Source organism: Nocardioides sp. P4_G10 (assembly GCF_056401175.1).
The window spans coordinates 26,208-39,950 of the sequence record NZ_JBFUJV010000015.1; the positions used below are offsets into that span (position 1 = coordinate 26,208).

At 72.3% G+C, this 13,743-nt stretch carries 14 protein-coding genes and 1 pseudogene; 11 read left to right on the plus strand and 4 right to left on the minus strand.

Translation table 11 applies throughout. The features are described from left to right. Positions 1-21: 21 nt before the first annotated feature. Positions 22-243, minus strand: coding sequence for an acyl-CoA carboxylase subunit epsilon (locus AC1DP1_RS15415; RefSeq protein WP_477507552.1), 222 nt, complete (start codon positions 241-243; stop codon positions 22-24). Further along, entirely contained in the window at positions 243-1,868 is a 1,626-nt protein-coding gene (locus tag AC1DP1_RS15420; RefSeq protein ID WP_477507553.1) for an acyl-CoA carboxylase subunit beta, read from the minus strand. Before AC1DP1_RS15420 ends, AC1DP1_RS15415 begins: the two co-directional genes overlap by 1 nt. Before the next feature lie 85 nt (positions 1,869-1,953). On the opposite strand from AC1DP1_RS15420, the gene AC1DP1_RS15425 reads away from it, so the two are divergent. The 6 genes from AC1DP1_RS15425 (at position 1,954) to purE (ending at position 6,474) form a co-directional block, all read left to right on the plus strand. Next, on the plus strand, positions 1,954-2,751 hold the full coding sequence (locus tag AC1DP1_RS15425) for a biotin--[acetyl-CoA-carboxylase] ligase (protein ID WP_477507554.1): 798 nt from the start codon (positions 1,954-1,956) through the stop codon (positions 2,749-2,751). Between the two features lie 32 nt (positions 2,752-2,783). Next, on the plus strand, positions 2,784-3,287 hold the full coding sequence (locus AC1DP1_RS15430) for a PH domain-containing protein (RefSeq protein ID WP_477507555.1): 504 nt from the start codon (positions 2,784-2,786) through the stop codon (positions 3,285-3,287). Beyond that, positions 3,277-4,296, plus strand: a complete 1,020-nt coding sequence (locus AC1DP1_RS15435; protein ID WP_457186146.1) for an adenylate/guanylate cyclase domain-containing protein — start codon at positions 3,277-3,279, stop codon at positions 4,294-4,296. The genes AC1DP1_RS15430 and AC1DP1_RS15435 overlap by 11 nt, the downstream gene beginning before the upstream one ends. 96 nt (positions 4,297-4,392) lie before the next feature. Then, the gene (locus tag AC1DP1_RS15440) at positions 4,393-4,719 is read left to right on the plus strand and encodes a winged helix-turn-helix domain-containing protein (protein WP_477507556.1); all 327 of its coding nucleotides are present in this window, start codon (positions 4,393-4,395) and stop codon (positions 4,717-4,719) included. A gap of 53 nt (positions 4,720-4,772) precedes the next feature. Further along, positions 4,773-5,942: a 5-(carboxyamino)imidazole ribonucleotide synthase gene (locus AC1DP1_RS15445; protein WP_477507557.1), complete on the plus strand. Its 1,170-nt coding sequence runs from the start codon at positions 4,773-4,775 to the stop codon at positions 5,940-5,942. A gap of 4 nt (positions 5,943-5,946) precedes the next feature. Further along, entirely contained in the window at positions 5,947-6,474 is a 528-nt protein-coding gene (gene purE / locus AC1DP1_RS15450; protein ID WP_477507558.1) for a 5-(carboxyamino)imidazole ribonucleotide mutase, read from the plus strand. Positions 6,475-6,481: 7 nt separating this feature from the next. Here purE and arfB read toward each other — a convergent pair whose 3' ends face one another. Continuing rightward, positions 6,482-6,916: an alternative ribosome rescue aminoacyl-tRNA hydrolase ArfB gene (arfB, locus tag AC1DP1_RS15455; RefSeq protein WP_477507559.1), complete on the minus strand. Its 435-nt coding sequence runs from the start codon at positions 6,914-6,916 to the stop codon at positions 6,482-6,484. A 67-nt stretch (positions 6,917-6,983) separates the two neighbouring features. Here arfB and lhgO point away from each other — a divergent pair, with 67 nt between their 5' ends. The 3 genes and pseudogenes from lhgO (at position 6,984) to gdhA (ending at position 10,618) form a co-directional block, all read left to right on the plus strand. Next, positions 6,984-8,192 (plus strand): L-2-hydroxyglutarate oxidase, encoded by a 1,209-nt coding sequence (lhgO, locus tag AC1DP1_RS15460; RefSeq protein ID WP_477507560.1) that lies wholly within the window; start codon positions 6,984-6,986, stop codon positions 8,190-8,192. Between the two features lie 23 nt (positions 8,193-8,215). Further along, on the plus strand, positions 8,216-9,211 hold the full coding sequence (locus tag AC1DP1_RS15465; RefSeq protein ID WP_477507561.1) for a Gfo/Idh/MocA family protein: 996 nt from the start codon (positions 8,216-8,218) through the stop codon (positions 9,209-9,211). An 82-nt stretch (positions 9,212-9,293) separates the two neighbouring features. Beyond that, a pseudogene (gene gdhA / locus AC1DP1_RS15470) lies at positions 9,294-10,618 on the plus strand (NADP-specific glutamate dehydrogenase). Positions 10,619-10,637: 19 nt separating this feature from the next. Here gdhA and AC1DP1_RS15475 read toward each other — a convergent pair. Next, complete coding sequence (locus AC1DP1_RS15475) at positions 10,638-11,090, minus strand: CoA-binding protein (protein ID WP_477507562.1); 453 nt, start codon at positions 11,088-11,090, stop codon at positions 10,638-10,640. Between the two features lie 55 nt (positions 11,091-11,145). Here AC1DP1_RS15475 and AC1DP1_RS15480 point away from each other — a divergent pair, with 55 nt between their 5' ends. Both AC1DP1_RS15480 and AC1DP1_RS15485 read left to right on the plus strand, forming a co-directional pair. After that, on the plus strand, positions 11,146-12,318 hold the full coding sequence (locus tag AC1DP1_RS15480; protein WP_477507563.1) for an acyl-CoA dehydrogenase family protein: 1,173 nt from the start codon (positions 11,146-11,148) through the stop codon (positions 12,316-12,318). 195 nt (positions 12,319-12,513) lie between these two features. After that, a complete protein-coding gene (locus tag AC1DP1_RS15485) occupies positions 12,514-13,728 on the plus strand; it encodes a serine hydrolase domain-containing protein (protein WP_477507564.1) in 1,215 nt (404 codons plus the stop codon). Positions 13,729-13,743 lie beyond the last annotated feature (15 nt).

A 13,743-nucleotide genomic window follows, 5' to 3' on the forward strand; every position in this document is an offset into this window, starting at 1 on the left:
TGGACCCGCCCCCGGGTGGGTCTACCGCGGCAGGCCGCTGGCCCGCCAGGCGCCGGGGCCCTGGCGGTGCGTGCGTCGTACGCCCCGGGCGGGGCTGCTCCACGTCGACCGGGGTCGCCTGGGGGCCTCGCCGCCGCCGGACCCGAGCGCAGAGAACACCGCCACCAGCGCGGCGACCTCCTCCGGCGTCGCGTCGGCGTTGACGATCCGGAGGACCGGAGCCTGCTCCTGCTGCTCGGCCATCAGAGCGGGATGTTCCCGTGCTTCTTGGGCGGGAGGGTCTCCCGCTTGGTGCGCAGCAGGCGGAGGGCGCGGACGACCTCGATGCGGGTCTCGTGCGGCGAGATGACGGCGTCGATGTAGCCCCGCTCGGCCGCGATGTAGGGGTTGGCGAGCGTGGTCTCGTACTCGTCGATGAGCTCGGCGCGCCGGGCCTCGACGTCGCCGCCGTCGTCGGCGACCTTCTTCAGCGCCTTGCGGTGCACGATGTTGGCCGCGCCCTGCGCGCCCATCACGGCGATCTGCGCGGTCGGCCACGCGACGTTGATGTCGGCGCCGAGGTGCTTGGAGCCCATCACGTCGTACGCCCCGCCGTAGGCCTTGCGGGTGATGACCGTGATCAGCGGGACGGTCGCCTCCGCGTAGGCGTAGATCAGCTTCGCGCCGCGGCGGATGATGCCCTGCCACTCCTGGTCGGTGCCGGGCAGGAAGCCCGGCACGTCGACGAACGTCAGGACCGGGATGTTGAACGCGTCGCAGAACCGCACGAACCGCGCGGCCTTCTCGGAGGCGTCGATGTCGAGGGTGCCGGCGAACTGCATCGGCTGGTTGGCCACGATGCCGACCGACTGGCCCTCCACCCGGCCGAAGCCGACGAGGATGTTGGGGGCGAACAGCTCCTGGACCTCGAGGAACTCCTCGTCGTCGAGCACGGCGGTGATCACGTCGTGCATGTCGTAGGGCTGGTTCGGGGAGTCCGGGATGATCGTGTCGAGCGCCCGGTCGAGGTCGGTGAAGTCCATGTCGGGCTGCTCGTCGAGCTCCGGCGCCGGGTCGAGGTTGTTCTGCGGCAGGTAGGACAGCATCGCCTTGACGTACTCGATGGCGTCCTCCTCGTCGGAGGCCATGTAGTGGGCGTTGCCCGACTTGGTGTTGTGGGTCCGGGCGCCGCCGAGGTCCTCCATCGTCACGTCCTCGCCGGTGACGGTCTTGATGACGTCGGGTCCGGTGATGAACATCGCGGAGGTCTGGTCGACCATGACCGTGAAGTCGGTGACGGCGGGGGAGTAGACGTGGCCGCCGGCGCAGTTGCCCATGATCATGCTGATCTGCGGGATGACGCCCGAGGCGTGCACGTTGCGCCGGAAGATCTCGCCGTAGAGGCCGAGGGAGACCACGCCCTCCTGGATCCGCGCGCCGGCGCCCTCGTTGATCCCGATGATCGGGCAGCCGGTCTTGATGGCGAGGTCCATCACCTTCGTGATCTTCTCGCCGTAGACCTCGCCCAGCGAGCCGCCGAAGACCGTGAAGTCCTGGCTGAAGACGCACGCCATGCGCCCGTTGACCTCGCCGTAGCCGGTGACGACGCCGTCGCCGTAGGGCCGGTTCTTCTCCAGCCCGAACGCGGTCGAGCGGTGCCGCGCGAGCTCGTCGAGCTCGACGAAGGTGCCCTCGTCGAAGAGCATCTCGATGCGCTCGCGCGCGGTCCGGCGGCCCTTGGCGTGCTGCTTCTCGATCGCCTTCTCCGAGCCGGCGTGCACCGCCTCGTCGAGGCGCCGCTCCAGGTCCGCGAGCTTGCCCGCGGTCGTGTGGACGTCGATCTCCGACTCGGACGGGACGTCGGTGCCTTCACCCGGCTGTGCGCTCACGCCGTGGCCTCCTGTTGGCTGGTCGCGGGGTCCGGTCTGCTGGGGCGTGGTGCCCCGGGCCCGGTCTCTGGGGCAATCTAGACCCATGACGCCCAGCCCGGCACCGCGCCCACCCCTCGACCTCGACCGGCTGGCGACGCCCGCAGGCTGGCGCGTGGAGGTCGTCGAGTCGGCTCCGTCCACCAACGCCGCGGTCGCCGAGCGGGCCCGCGCGGGCGAGGAGCCGGGGCTCGTGCTGGTCACCGAGCACCAGACGGCCGGGCGCGGGCGTCTCGACCGGGCCTGGGAGACGCCGCCCCGCTCGTCGCTGACGTTCTCGGTGCTGCTGCGCCCCGACGTGCCGGCGGCGTCGTGGCCGTGGCTGCCGCTCCTCACCGGGTACGCCGTCCAGGCCGCCCTCGCGGACCGGCTCCCCGACATCGCGCTGAAGTGGCCCAACGACGTCCTCGTCGACGCCGGCTCCGGCCTGGGCCGCAAGGTCTGCGGGATCCTCGTCGAGAGGGTCGAGACCCCCGACGGCCCGGTGGCGGTCGTCGGCATCGGCATCAACGTCGACCAGACCCTCGACGAGCTCCCGGTCGCGCTCGCCACGTCGGTCTCGCTCGAGACCGGCGAGCCGGTGGAGCGCACCGGCCTTCTCGGCCAGGTGCTCGGCTCGCTCCACGGCCTCCAGGGCCTGCTCGACGACGTCGACTCGCTGCGCCGGGCGTACGCCGACGTGTGCGTGACGCTCGGACGGACCGTCGACGTCCACCTTCCCGCGGGTGACGTACGCCGTGGCGAGGCGCTCGACATCGACGCGACCGGGGCCCTGGTCGTCGGCACCGACGACGGCACGTTCACGGTGGCCGCGGGCGACGTCGTGCACGTCCGTCCCGCCTAGCAGGCCGGGGCACCGGGTGACATGATCGGCGCGTGGCGTTCCCGAGCAAGCTCCTCAACCCCGGTGAGCACGTCGTCGTCTCCACCCGGTCCCACGTCAAGGCGCTGATCGTCCCCGTCCTCGTGGGGGTCCTGCTCGTCGCGGCCGTGGTGGTGCTCAGCACGCTCACCGACTCCACCGTGGCGGGCGGTGCCGCGGGCATCGTGGCGGCCCTGGTGGCCCTCTGGTTCGTGGTGCGCCCCGTCGTGAAGTGGCTGACCACGACCTACACGTTCACCAACCGCCGCTTCATCAAGCGCTCCGGCTTCATCGCCAAGGAGGGCCGCACGATCCCGCTCAACCGGATCAGCGGCGTCGACTTCGAGATCGGCGTGATCGACCGGATCTTCGGCTGCGGCACGCTCGTCGTGTCCGACGCCAGCACCGACGGCAGCGTCCTGCTCCATGACATCCCCGACGTCGAGCAGGTGCAGCTGCAGGTCTCCGACGAGCTCCACCGCCTCGCGAGTGGCGACCGCCGCGACGATGGCGCCTGATCGCAAGCGCCGCGGCGGCCTCCCCGACACCGGCCCGCACGAGGCGCCGGGGGAGCGGCTCGACCACGCGATCCTGCGCAGCGAGCCGGCCTTCAACGCCCTCGAGGTCGCCGCCGAGACCGGCGTGACGATCGAACAGACCCGCCGACTGTGGCGCGCGCTGGGCTTCCCGGAGTTCAGCGGCGAGAAGGCCTACACGGCCGCCGACATCAAGGCCGTCTCCACCCTCATGGGCTTCGTCGACTCGGGCGCCGTCGACTTCGACACGGCCGTCAACCTCACGCGCGGGGTCGGCCAGACCATGGCCCGTCTCGCCGACTGGGAGGTCTCCACGCTGGTCAGCCGGGTCGAGGAGATGGAGGCGGGCGAGGAGGCCACCGGTTCGCGCATCGGGTCGGCGCTTCGCCTCATCGACGAGGTCAACCCGCCCTTCGAGCGGCTCCTCGTCTACGCCTGGCGCCGCCACCTCGCGGCCGCGGTGGGCCGGATCGAGGCGATGGGAGCCAAGGACGAGGACCTCCACACGATCGACGTCAGCGTCGGTTTCGCCGACCTGGTCTCCTTCACCGCGCTGTCCAACACCCTCGACCGCGACGAGATCGGCGACCTCGTCGAGGTCTTCGAGAGCCGCTGCCAGGACGTCGTGGCCCGCTACGGCGGCCGGATCATCAAGAGCCTCGGCGACTCCGTGCTCTTCGTCACCAACACCGCCGAGGAGGCGGTGGGCGTCGCCGAGGGGATCATCAACGTCATCGGGCGCGATCCGAAGATGCCCGACGTCCGCCTCGGCCTCGCCAGCGGTCCGGTCGTCCAGCGCCTCGGCGACATCTTCGGCCCGCCGGTCAACATGGCCGCCCGGCTGACGCAGGTCGCCCGGCGCAACCGCCTGATCGTGGACCAGAACACCGCCGACCTGCTCCCCGACGAGGAGTGGGAGGACCGGCGGCTGCCCGCCCGCCCGGTGCGCGGCTTCGGCCTCGTGGAGCCCGTGGCCGTACGCCGCCGCTGACGCACCGCACGCCTCGCTCGAGGTGGACCAGACCAGTTCGCCACAATTCACCCATAAGGACCACCTGGGGACCGGGCGGTCCCTACGTTTCACCGCGTGTTGGCTGTGCAGGACGTACGACTCGACCCCACCTCGCGACAGGTGTGGCGTGGCGACCGCGAGATCAGGCTCTCCCGCAAGGAGTTCCAGCTCCTGCACGCCCTGATGGCGCGCCCGGGCGACATCGTCACCCGCGGCGAGCTGATGGCCGACGTGTGGCAGACGTCGTTCTACACCAACTCCAAGACCATCGACGTGCACCTCGGCTGGCTGCGCCGCAAGCTCGGCGACGACCCGCGCAGCCCGACGCTGATCACCACCCACCGCGGTCGCGGCCTGCGCTTCGAGCCGGCCGCCGCCCCGGCTCGTCAGCTGAGCAGCTGACCGCGGCCGAGACCGCGGCCGCGACGGCAGCCGGGGTCGCATAGGCTCCGGTCGTGTCCTCGACCGGCTCGCACCGCGCTCCCACGCTCGCCGTCATCGGGGGCGGCCAGCTGGCCCGGATGATGGCCCAGCCCGCCATCGCGCTCGGACTCCCGCTGCGCCTGCTCGCCGAGGCCGAGGGCGTCTCGGCCGCCCAGGTGATCCCCGACCAGCTGGTGGGTGACTACACCGACCTGCCGACGCTCCGGAAGGTCACCGACGGCGCCGCCGTGGTCACCTTCGACCACGAGCACGTCCCGACCGCTCACCTGCACGCGCTCGCCGACGCCGGCGTCGCGGTGCGTCCCGGCCCGGAGGCGCTCGTCCATGCCCAGGACAAGGCGGTGATGCGGCGTCGGCTCGCCGAGCTCGACGTGCCGTGCCCGCGCAACGCGGTGGTCACCTCGACCGCCGACGTGGAGGCCTTCGGCTTCCCGTGCGTGCTCAAGACCACCCGCGGCGGCTACGACGGCAAGGGCGTGTGGGTCGTCCGCACGGCCGACGAGTCCCGGGTCGCCTTCGACACCGCTGCGGCCGCCGGCGTGGAGGTGCTGGCCGAGGAGCTCGTCGACTTCCGGCGGGAGCTGTCGGCCCTCGTCGCCCGCTCGCCCAGCGGCCAGGCGGCGGCGTACCCCGTCGTCGCCTCCACCCAGCTCGACGGCATCTGCCACGAGGTGGTGGCCCCCGCGCCGGACCTCGCGCCCGCTCTCGCCGGTCAGGCGCAGGAGATCGCCCTGCGGATCGCCGGTGCGCTCGACGTCACGGGCATCCTCGCCGTCGAGCTCTTCGAGACGACCGACGGCCGGATCCTGGTCAACGAGCTGGCGATGCGCCCCCACAACACCGGCCACTGGTCCCAGGACGGCGCCGTGACGTCCCAGTTCGAGAATCACCTCCGCGCCGTCATGGACCTCCCGCTGGGCTCGCCGGCCCCACGTGAGCGCTGGACCGTGATGGTCAACATCCTCGGCGGGCCCACCGACAGCGGCCACCTGTACGACGGCCTGCCGCACGCGATGGCACGTGACCCGCACCTGCGGGTGCACCTCTACGGCAAGGACCTGCGTCCCGGGCGCAAGGTCGGCCACGTCAACGCCTACGGCGACGACCTCGACGACTGCCTCGAGCGGGCGCGGCACGCCGCCGCCTGGTTCCGCGGCGACCTCGGCAACGAAAGTGAGTGAGCAGATGAGCGAGACGCAGGCGTTGGTCGGCATCGTGATGGGCTCGGACTCCGACTGGCCGGTCATGCAGGCCGCCGGCGAGATCCTCACCGAGCTCGGGGTGGCGTGGGAGGCCGACGTCGTCTCCGCGCACCGGATGCCCACCGAGATGATCGAGTGGGGCCGGCAGGCCCACACCCGCGGGCTGTCGGTGATCATCGCCGGCGCCGGGGGAGCGGCCCACCTGCCGGGCATGCTCGCCTCGGTCACGCCGCTGCCGGTCATCGGGGTGCCGGTGCCGCTGAAGTACCTCGACGGCATGGACTCGCTGCTGTCGATCGTCCAGATGCCCGGCGGCATCCCGGTCGCCACGGTCGCGATCGGCAACGCCAAGAACGCCGGCATCCTCGCCGCGCGCATCCTCGCGACCAGCGACCCCGCCCTGCAGCAGCGCCTGGTCGACTACCAGGCGGAGCTGGCCGAGACCGCCCACGCGAAGGGCGACGTCGTACGCCGTGCCGCGGCCGGCGACAACCGCCGCGTCGGCTTCTGAGGAGCGTCTATTCCCGGTCCCGCACCCGTCCGCGGAGGGCCTTGGTCGAGCCGCGCTCCTTCTTCGCCTTGAGCCGCCGCTCCTTGGCCCCACGTGAGGGTCGCGTGGGCCGGCGCGGCGGCGGGGGCGGTGCCAGCGCCTCGCGCAGCAGGTCGGCGAGGCGCTCGCGCGCGGCGACGCGGTTGCGGTGCTGGGAGCGGTGCTCGGACGCCGCGACCGTGATCCGTCCCCCCGGCCAGCGCCGCAGCGCCCGGGCCCGCTGGACGTCGGAGAGCGCCGTGGAGGCGGCGACGTCGAGCTCGAGCTCCACCCGCGAGTCGGTGGTGTTGACCGACTGCCCGCCCGGACCCGGCGACTTCGAGAAGCGCTCCACCAGCTCGCCGGCGGGCACGGCCAGGCCCTCGGGCAGGCCCGGGCCGGCGGGGACGAGGAGGTCGCGCATCCCCCCATTGTGGGATGAACGCCGGTGTTGCTTGACGGCGACCGCGTGAGGCACCAGCGTCTCGACCATGGGGGAGCAGCGCGTCGGCGTCGTGGGCGGAGGCATCCTCGGCGTCGCGATCGCCCGCGAGGTCGTCCGCCGGCGCCCGGGCACCGAGGTCGTGGTGCTCGAGAAGGAGGACCGGCTCGCCGCACACCAGACGGGCCACAACTCCGGTGTCGTGCACGCCGGCATCTACTACAAGCCGGGCAGCCTCAAGGCCCGGCTGTGCGCCCGCGGCCGCGAGCTGCTCCGTGAGTTCTGCGCCGAGCACGCCATCGCGTACGACGCCTGCGGCAAGCTCGTCGTCGCGGTCGACGCCGAGGAGATGGGTCGCTTCGACGCCCTCGAGCAGACGGCCCGCGCCAACGGCGTGCCGGGCCTGCGCCGGATCGCGGCCGGGGAGATCGCCGACGTCGAGCCGCACGCCCGCGGTCTGGCCGCCCTCCACTCGCCGGAGACCGCGATCACCGACTACCCGGCGATCACCGAGGCGCTCGCCGACGAGGTCTTCGCGGCCGGGGGCGGCGTACGCCTCGGCGCGCGCGTCGTGGGCATCCGGCGGCAGGGTGACGCGGTCCTCGTGCAGGTCGAGGGCGACGCGACCCCGCTGCGCTTCGACCACGTGGTGGTCGCGGCGGGGCTGCAGGCCGACCGGGTGTCGGCGCTCGTCGACGGCGAGCGCAGCCCGGCGATCCTGCCGTTCCGCGGGGAGTACCTCGGCGTCACCGCCGCCAAGCAGGACCTCGTGCGCGGCATGGTCTACCCCGTGCCCGACCCGCGCTACCCCTTCCTCGGCGTCCACTTCACCCGGCGGGTCGACGGCTCGCTGGAGGTCGGTCCCAACGCGGTGCTGGCCACGCGACGCGAGGGCTACCGGCGCCGCGACGTCTCGGCCGCCGACCTGCGCGACGTGCTGGCGTGGCCGGGCTTCTGGCGGCTGGCCCGCGAGCACTGGCGCACCGGCGTCGACGAGGTCGTCGGCTCGGCGTCCAAGCGGGCGTTCATGCGGTCGGCCTCGCGCTACGTCCCGGACATCGGCGTCGCGGACGTGACGCGGGCCGGCAGCGGCGTACGCGCCCAGGCGGTCGACCGGGACGGCAGCCTCGTCGACGACTTCCGGATCACCCGCGCCGACGGCGTCACCTGCGTGCGCAACGCACCCTCGCCCGGCGCGACCTCCAGCCTCGCGATCGCGGCCCACGTGATGGACGAGGTCTGGCAGCCCCGCGCGTGAGCCGGAGTGTCTAGGGTCCTGCCATGACCACACGCTGGGGAATCGCCGCGACCGGCGGGATGGCCGCCGCCTTCGCCTCCGACCTCGTCCTCACCGACGACGCGGAGATCGCGTTCGTCGGCAGCCGCACGTCGTCCTCGGCCGCGGCGTTCGCGGAGCGGTTCGGGGCGCCCGGCTCGGGCACCTACCGCGACCTCGTCGAGGCCGGCCGGCGCGGGGACGTCGACGTCGTCTACCTCGCGACCCCGCACCCCCAGCACCACGACCTCGCCCTCGCCGCCATCGAGGCCGGGACGCCGCTGCTGGTCGAGAAGGCCTTCACGGCCACGCTGGCCGGGACCGAGGAGGTGGTCACCGCCGCGCGCGCCGCGGAGGTGTTCTGCATGGAGGCCATGTGGACCCGCTTCCAGCCGGCCGTCGCCCACCTCCGTGACCTCGTCGCCGCCGGTGACATCGGGGAGGTGCTGCTGGTGCAGGCCGACTTCGGCGCGCAGCGTGACTTCGACCCCACGAGCCGGCTCTTCGACCTCGCGCTCGGTGGCGGCTCGATCCTCGACCTCGGCGTCTACCCGATCTCGCTGGCCCAGCACCTCCTCGGCCGCCCCGACCGCGTGACGACGACCGGCACGACCTACGCCAACGGCGCCGACCGCTCGGCCGCCATCCAGCTGTCGTACGACGACGGGCGGGCCGCGTCGCTGACCTGCACCCTGGCCAGCCAGACGCCCGGCCGGGCGATCGTCGTGGGCACCGAGGGCTCGATCGAGGTGGTCCCGCCGTTCTACCACCCCAGCACCCTCGTCGTACGACGCAACGGGGCGGAGCCCGTCGAGGTGGAGCGGCTGCCCACCGGCCGTGGCTACGTCCACCAGGCCGAGGAGGTGCAGCGCTGCCTCGCCGCCGGTCTCACCGAGAGCCCGCTCATGCCGCTGCAGGACACCCTCGACGTGATGTGGGTGCTCGAGGAGGCCCTCGGGCAGCTCGGCATCACGATGGCCGAGGCGACCGTTGAGCTGTGAGCGCGGCTCACGAGGCGGACGCGGCACCGCGCGGGGCGGAGCGGCTGCCTAGGGTGCGGGCGTGACCGACCAGGACTCCCGACTGCACTCGATCTACGACCTCGTCGTCCGGCGCAACCCGGGGGAGGGGAGTTCCACCAGGCCGTGCGCGAGGTGCTCGACAGCCTCGGTGCGGTCATCACCCGGCACCCGGAGTACGCCGACGCCCGGGTGATCGAGCGGATCTGCGAGCCGGAGCGGCAGATCATCTTCCGGGTGCCGTGGGTCGACGACTCGGGGCGGGTGGAGATCAACCGCGGCTTCCGGGTCGAGTTCAACTCCGCCCTCGGCCCCTACAAGGGCGGCCTGCGGTTCCACCCCAGCGTCTACCTCGGCATCGTGAAGTTCCTCGGCTTCGAGCAGGTCTTCAAGAACGCCCTCACCGGCATGCCGATCGGCGGCGGCAAGGGCGGTGCGGACTTCGACCCCAAGGGCCGCTCCGACGCCGAGGTGATGCGCTTCTGCCAGTCCTTCATGACCGAGCTCTACCGGCACATCGGGGAGTACACCGACGTGCCCGCGGGCGACACCGGCGTGGGCGGCCGCGAGATCGGTTACCTGTTCGGCCAGTACAAGCGGATCACCAACCGCTACGAGTCCGGGGTGCTGACCGGCAAGGGCATCGGGTGGGGCGGGTCGGCGGTCCGCAAGGAGGCCACCGGCTACGGCACCGCCTTCTTCGTGCAGGAGATGCTGCGCCAGCGCGGCGACTCCCTCGACGGCAAGCGGGTGGTGGTCTCCGGCTCGGGCAACGTGGCCATCTACGCCGTCGAGAAGGTCCACGAGATGGGCGGGACCGTCGTGGCGTGCTCGGACTCCGGCGGCTACGTCGTGGACCAGGCCGGCATCGACCTCGACCTGCTCAAGGAGCTGAAGGAGGTCGAGCGCGCGCGGATCAGCGAGTACGCCGACCGGCGCCCCGGGGCGTCGTACGTCGCGGGCGGATCCATCTGGGACGTGCCCTGCGACGTGGCGCTTCCGTGCGCGACCGAGAACGAGCTCGACGACGCCGCGGCCCGGTCGCTGGTGCAGCACGGCTGCCTCGTCGTGGCCGAGGGCGCCAACATGCCGACGACACCCGCCGGTGTCGCGACCTTCGTGGACGCGGGGGTGCTCTTCGCACCCGGCAAGGCGGCCAACGCGGGCGGCGTCGCGACCAGTGCCCTCGAGATGCAGCAGAACGCGTCCCGCGACTCGTGGACCCACGACCACGCGGAGGCCCGGCTGGCCGAGATCATGGCGGGGATCCACGAGCGGTGCGCCGCCGCGGCCGACGACTACGGCCGCCCGGGCGACTACGTGCTGGGGGCCAACATCGCCGGGTTCGTCCGGGTCGCGGACGCCATGCTCGCGATGGGCGTCGTCTGAGCGCTCGCTGCGCGCCAGATCAGCGGCCGCGCTTGCGCCACTCGATCGCGGGGCAGGTGTCCATCACCATCGGCACACCGGCGCCGGTCGTCCGCTCGAACGCGTCGGCGTCGATGACCCCGAGCTGGAACCACACGCCCTTGGCGCCGACGGCGACAGCCTGGTCGGCGAACTCGCCGGCCGCCTCGGAGCGGCGGAAGACGTCGACGACGTCGATCGGCACCGGCACGTCGGCGAGCGTGGCGTAGCCCTGCTCCCCGAGCACCGCGGGAGCGCCGGGGTCGGCGAAGACCGGGTGGACCGGGACGACGCGCTTGCCGCGCTCCTGGAGCAGCGCCGCGATGCTGTACGCCGTCCTGCCGGGGTCGCCCGAGAGGCCCACGACGGCCCACGTCTGCGCCTCGTCGAGCATCCGGTCGATGGTCGCGGGATCCTGCCAGTCGCTGCTCACCGAGGTCTGCGAAGTGGTCATGACCACACGGTAGACCGCTGCCCCAGAAAGCATGGACGTCCTACAATTCGGAGCCATGAGCGAGTTCCCCCTCTACGCCCTCTCCGAGGAGCACCAGGCGATCCGCGAGGCAGTCCGTGCCGTCGCCGACGCGAAGATCGCACCGTTCGCGGCGGCTGTCGACGAGGAGGCGCGCTACCCCCACGAGGCGGCTGCGGCCCTGCTCGCCTCGGACTTCCACGCCCCCCACGTGCCCGAGCAGTACGGCGGTGCGGGCGCCGACGCCCTCGCCACCGTGCTGGTGATCGAGGAGGTCGCCCGCGCGTGCGTGTCGTCCTCGCTGATTCCGGCGGTCAACAAGCTCGGCTCCCTGCCGGTGCAGATCTCGGGCTCCGAGGAGCTCAGGCAGAAGTACCTCGGCGCGCTCGCCCGCGGCGAGGGCGGCTTCTCGTACTGCCTCTCCGAGCCCGACGCCGGCTCCGACGCCGGCGGCATGAAGACCCGCGCGGTCCGCGACGGCGACGAGTGGGTGCTCGACGGCGTCAAGCGCTGGATCACCAACGCCGGCGAGTCCGAGTTCTACACCGTCATGGCCGTCACCGACCCCGAGAAGAAGACCCGCGGCGGCATCTCGGCGTTCGTGGTCGAGAAGTCCGACGAGGGCGTCTCCTTCGGTGCGCCGGAGAAGAAGCTCGGCATCAAGGGCAGCCCCACCCGCGAGGTCTACCTCGACAAGGTCCGCATCCCCGCCTCGCGGATGATCGGCGAGGAGGGCACCGGCTTCGCGACCGCCATGCAGACCCTCGACCACACCCGCGTCACCATCGCCGCGCAGGCCGTGGGCGTCGCGCAGGGTGCGCTCGACTACGCCCTTGAATATGCGAAGTCAAGGAGCCAGTTCGGGAAGGCGATCGCCGACTTCCAGGGCATGCAGTTCATGCTCGCCGACATGGGCATGAAGGTCGAGGCGGCCCGCCAGATGACCTACGCCGCCGCCGGCCGCTCGGAGCGCGGCGACGACGACCTCACCTTCTTCGGCGCCGCGGCCAAGTGCTTCGCCTCCGACGTCGCGATGGAGGTCACGGTCAACGCGGTGCAGGTCCTCGGCGGCTACGGCTTCACCCGCGACTACCCGGTCGAGCGGATGATGCGCGACGCCAAGATCACCCAGATCTACGAGGGCACCAACCAGGTCCAGCGCATCGTGATGGCGCGCCAGCTCCTCGCCGGGGTGCAGTCGGAGCTCTGACCCGCTCGACCACCACCCCGGCCACCACGGCCCCGGGAAGGTCCGGGCAGCGGCCTCGACGACCGCGCTGGGCCCCGTCCAGGGAGGGAGACCGGGGTCGTGAGGTCGAGACCCGGGACAGAGGCCCCCGGCGGGCCGGCCGACCACAGTGGAGCCACGGCCACTCCGGGCCGACCACGCACTGGAAGGCCCCTCATGTCCCACCTCTCCTCGACCCCCACCAGTAGCTGGCTTCGTGGTCCGCGGTGCACGGCGGCGCTGGCTGCCGCCGCCCTGACCGCGGGGCTGGCCCTCACGGCGCCGTCGGCCACGGCCGTCACCGCGGAGCGACCCGCGACACCCGCGTCGGTGCCCACCGACACGGCGCAGATGCAACAGGCGCTCGACCAGATCGTGGCCGCCGGTGTGCCCGGCGCCCTGCTCTACACCTACGACAAGGGCACGGTGACCGAGCTGCAGAGCGGGTTGGCCGACCTCACGACCGGGACGCCCATGGGGCCGTCGACCACCTACCGGATCGGCAGCCAGACGAAGACCTACGTGTCCACCACGGTCCTGCAGCTCGTCGCCCGACACCGGATCCGCCTCGACGCACCCGCGCGCCGCTACCTGCCGGGCCTCCTCGCCCGCGCCCCGCACGTCACGGTGCGCGAGCTGCTCAACCACACGAGCGGCCTCTACGAGTTCAACGAGGACCCCCGGGTGCTGGCCCCGTACTTCGCGGGCCACCTGGGGCACGTCTGGAAGCCTCGTCAGCTGGTGAAGATCGCGCTGAGCCACGAGTCCGTCTCCGCCCCGGGTGCCGAGTACCACTACTCCAACGCCAACTACGTCGTGCTGGGCCTGATGATCCAGGCGGTGACGCACCGCCCGCTGGGCGACGTGCTGCGGACCGGTGTCTTCGCCGAGGCGGGCCTGGACTCCACGACCTTCACCCCCTCACGCACGCTGCCCGCACCGGCGGCGCACGGGTACTACGTGGCGGAGGGTGACGCGGCCGGCGACTTCACCGACCTGACCAGCCTCTACCCCTACCCCTGGGCCTCCGGCGCAGGCGTGTCCACCGCGCCCGACGTCGCGCAGTTCTACCGCCACCTCATGTCCCGCCAGATGCTTCCGCGGAACCTGATGGCCGCCATGATGACGACGAACGACTCGTCCGCCGAGGACGGCCCGGGCACGGCGTACGGCCTCGGGCTGCAGGGCTTCCGTACCCGCTGCGGTACGGCATGGGGTCACGGTGGGAACTTCCCCGGCTACCTCACCTACGTCTACTCATCGCCCCACGGCGGCCGGCAGGTCGTGCTGACGCTCAACGAGGACCCGATGTCGCTGCCGAAGAAGAAGATCGGCCCGATCTTCATGCAGCTGCTCGACCAGGCCTACTGCGGTTCGCCGGCCGGGGCCTAGGCACGCTCGCCTGAC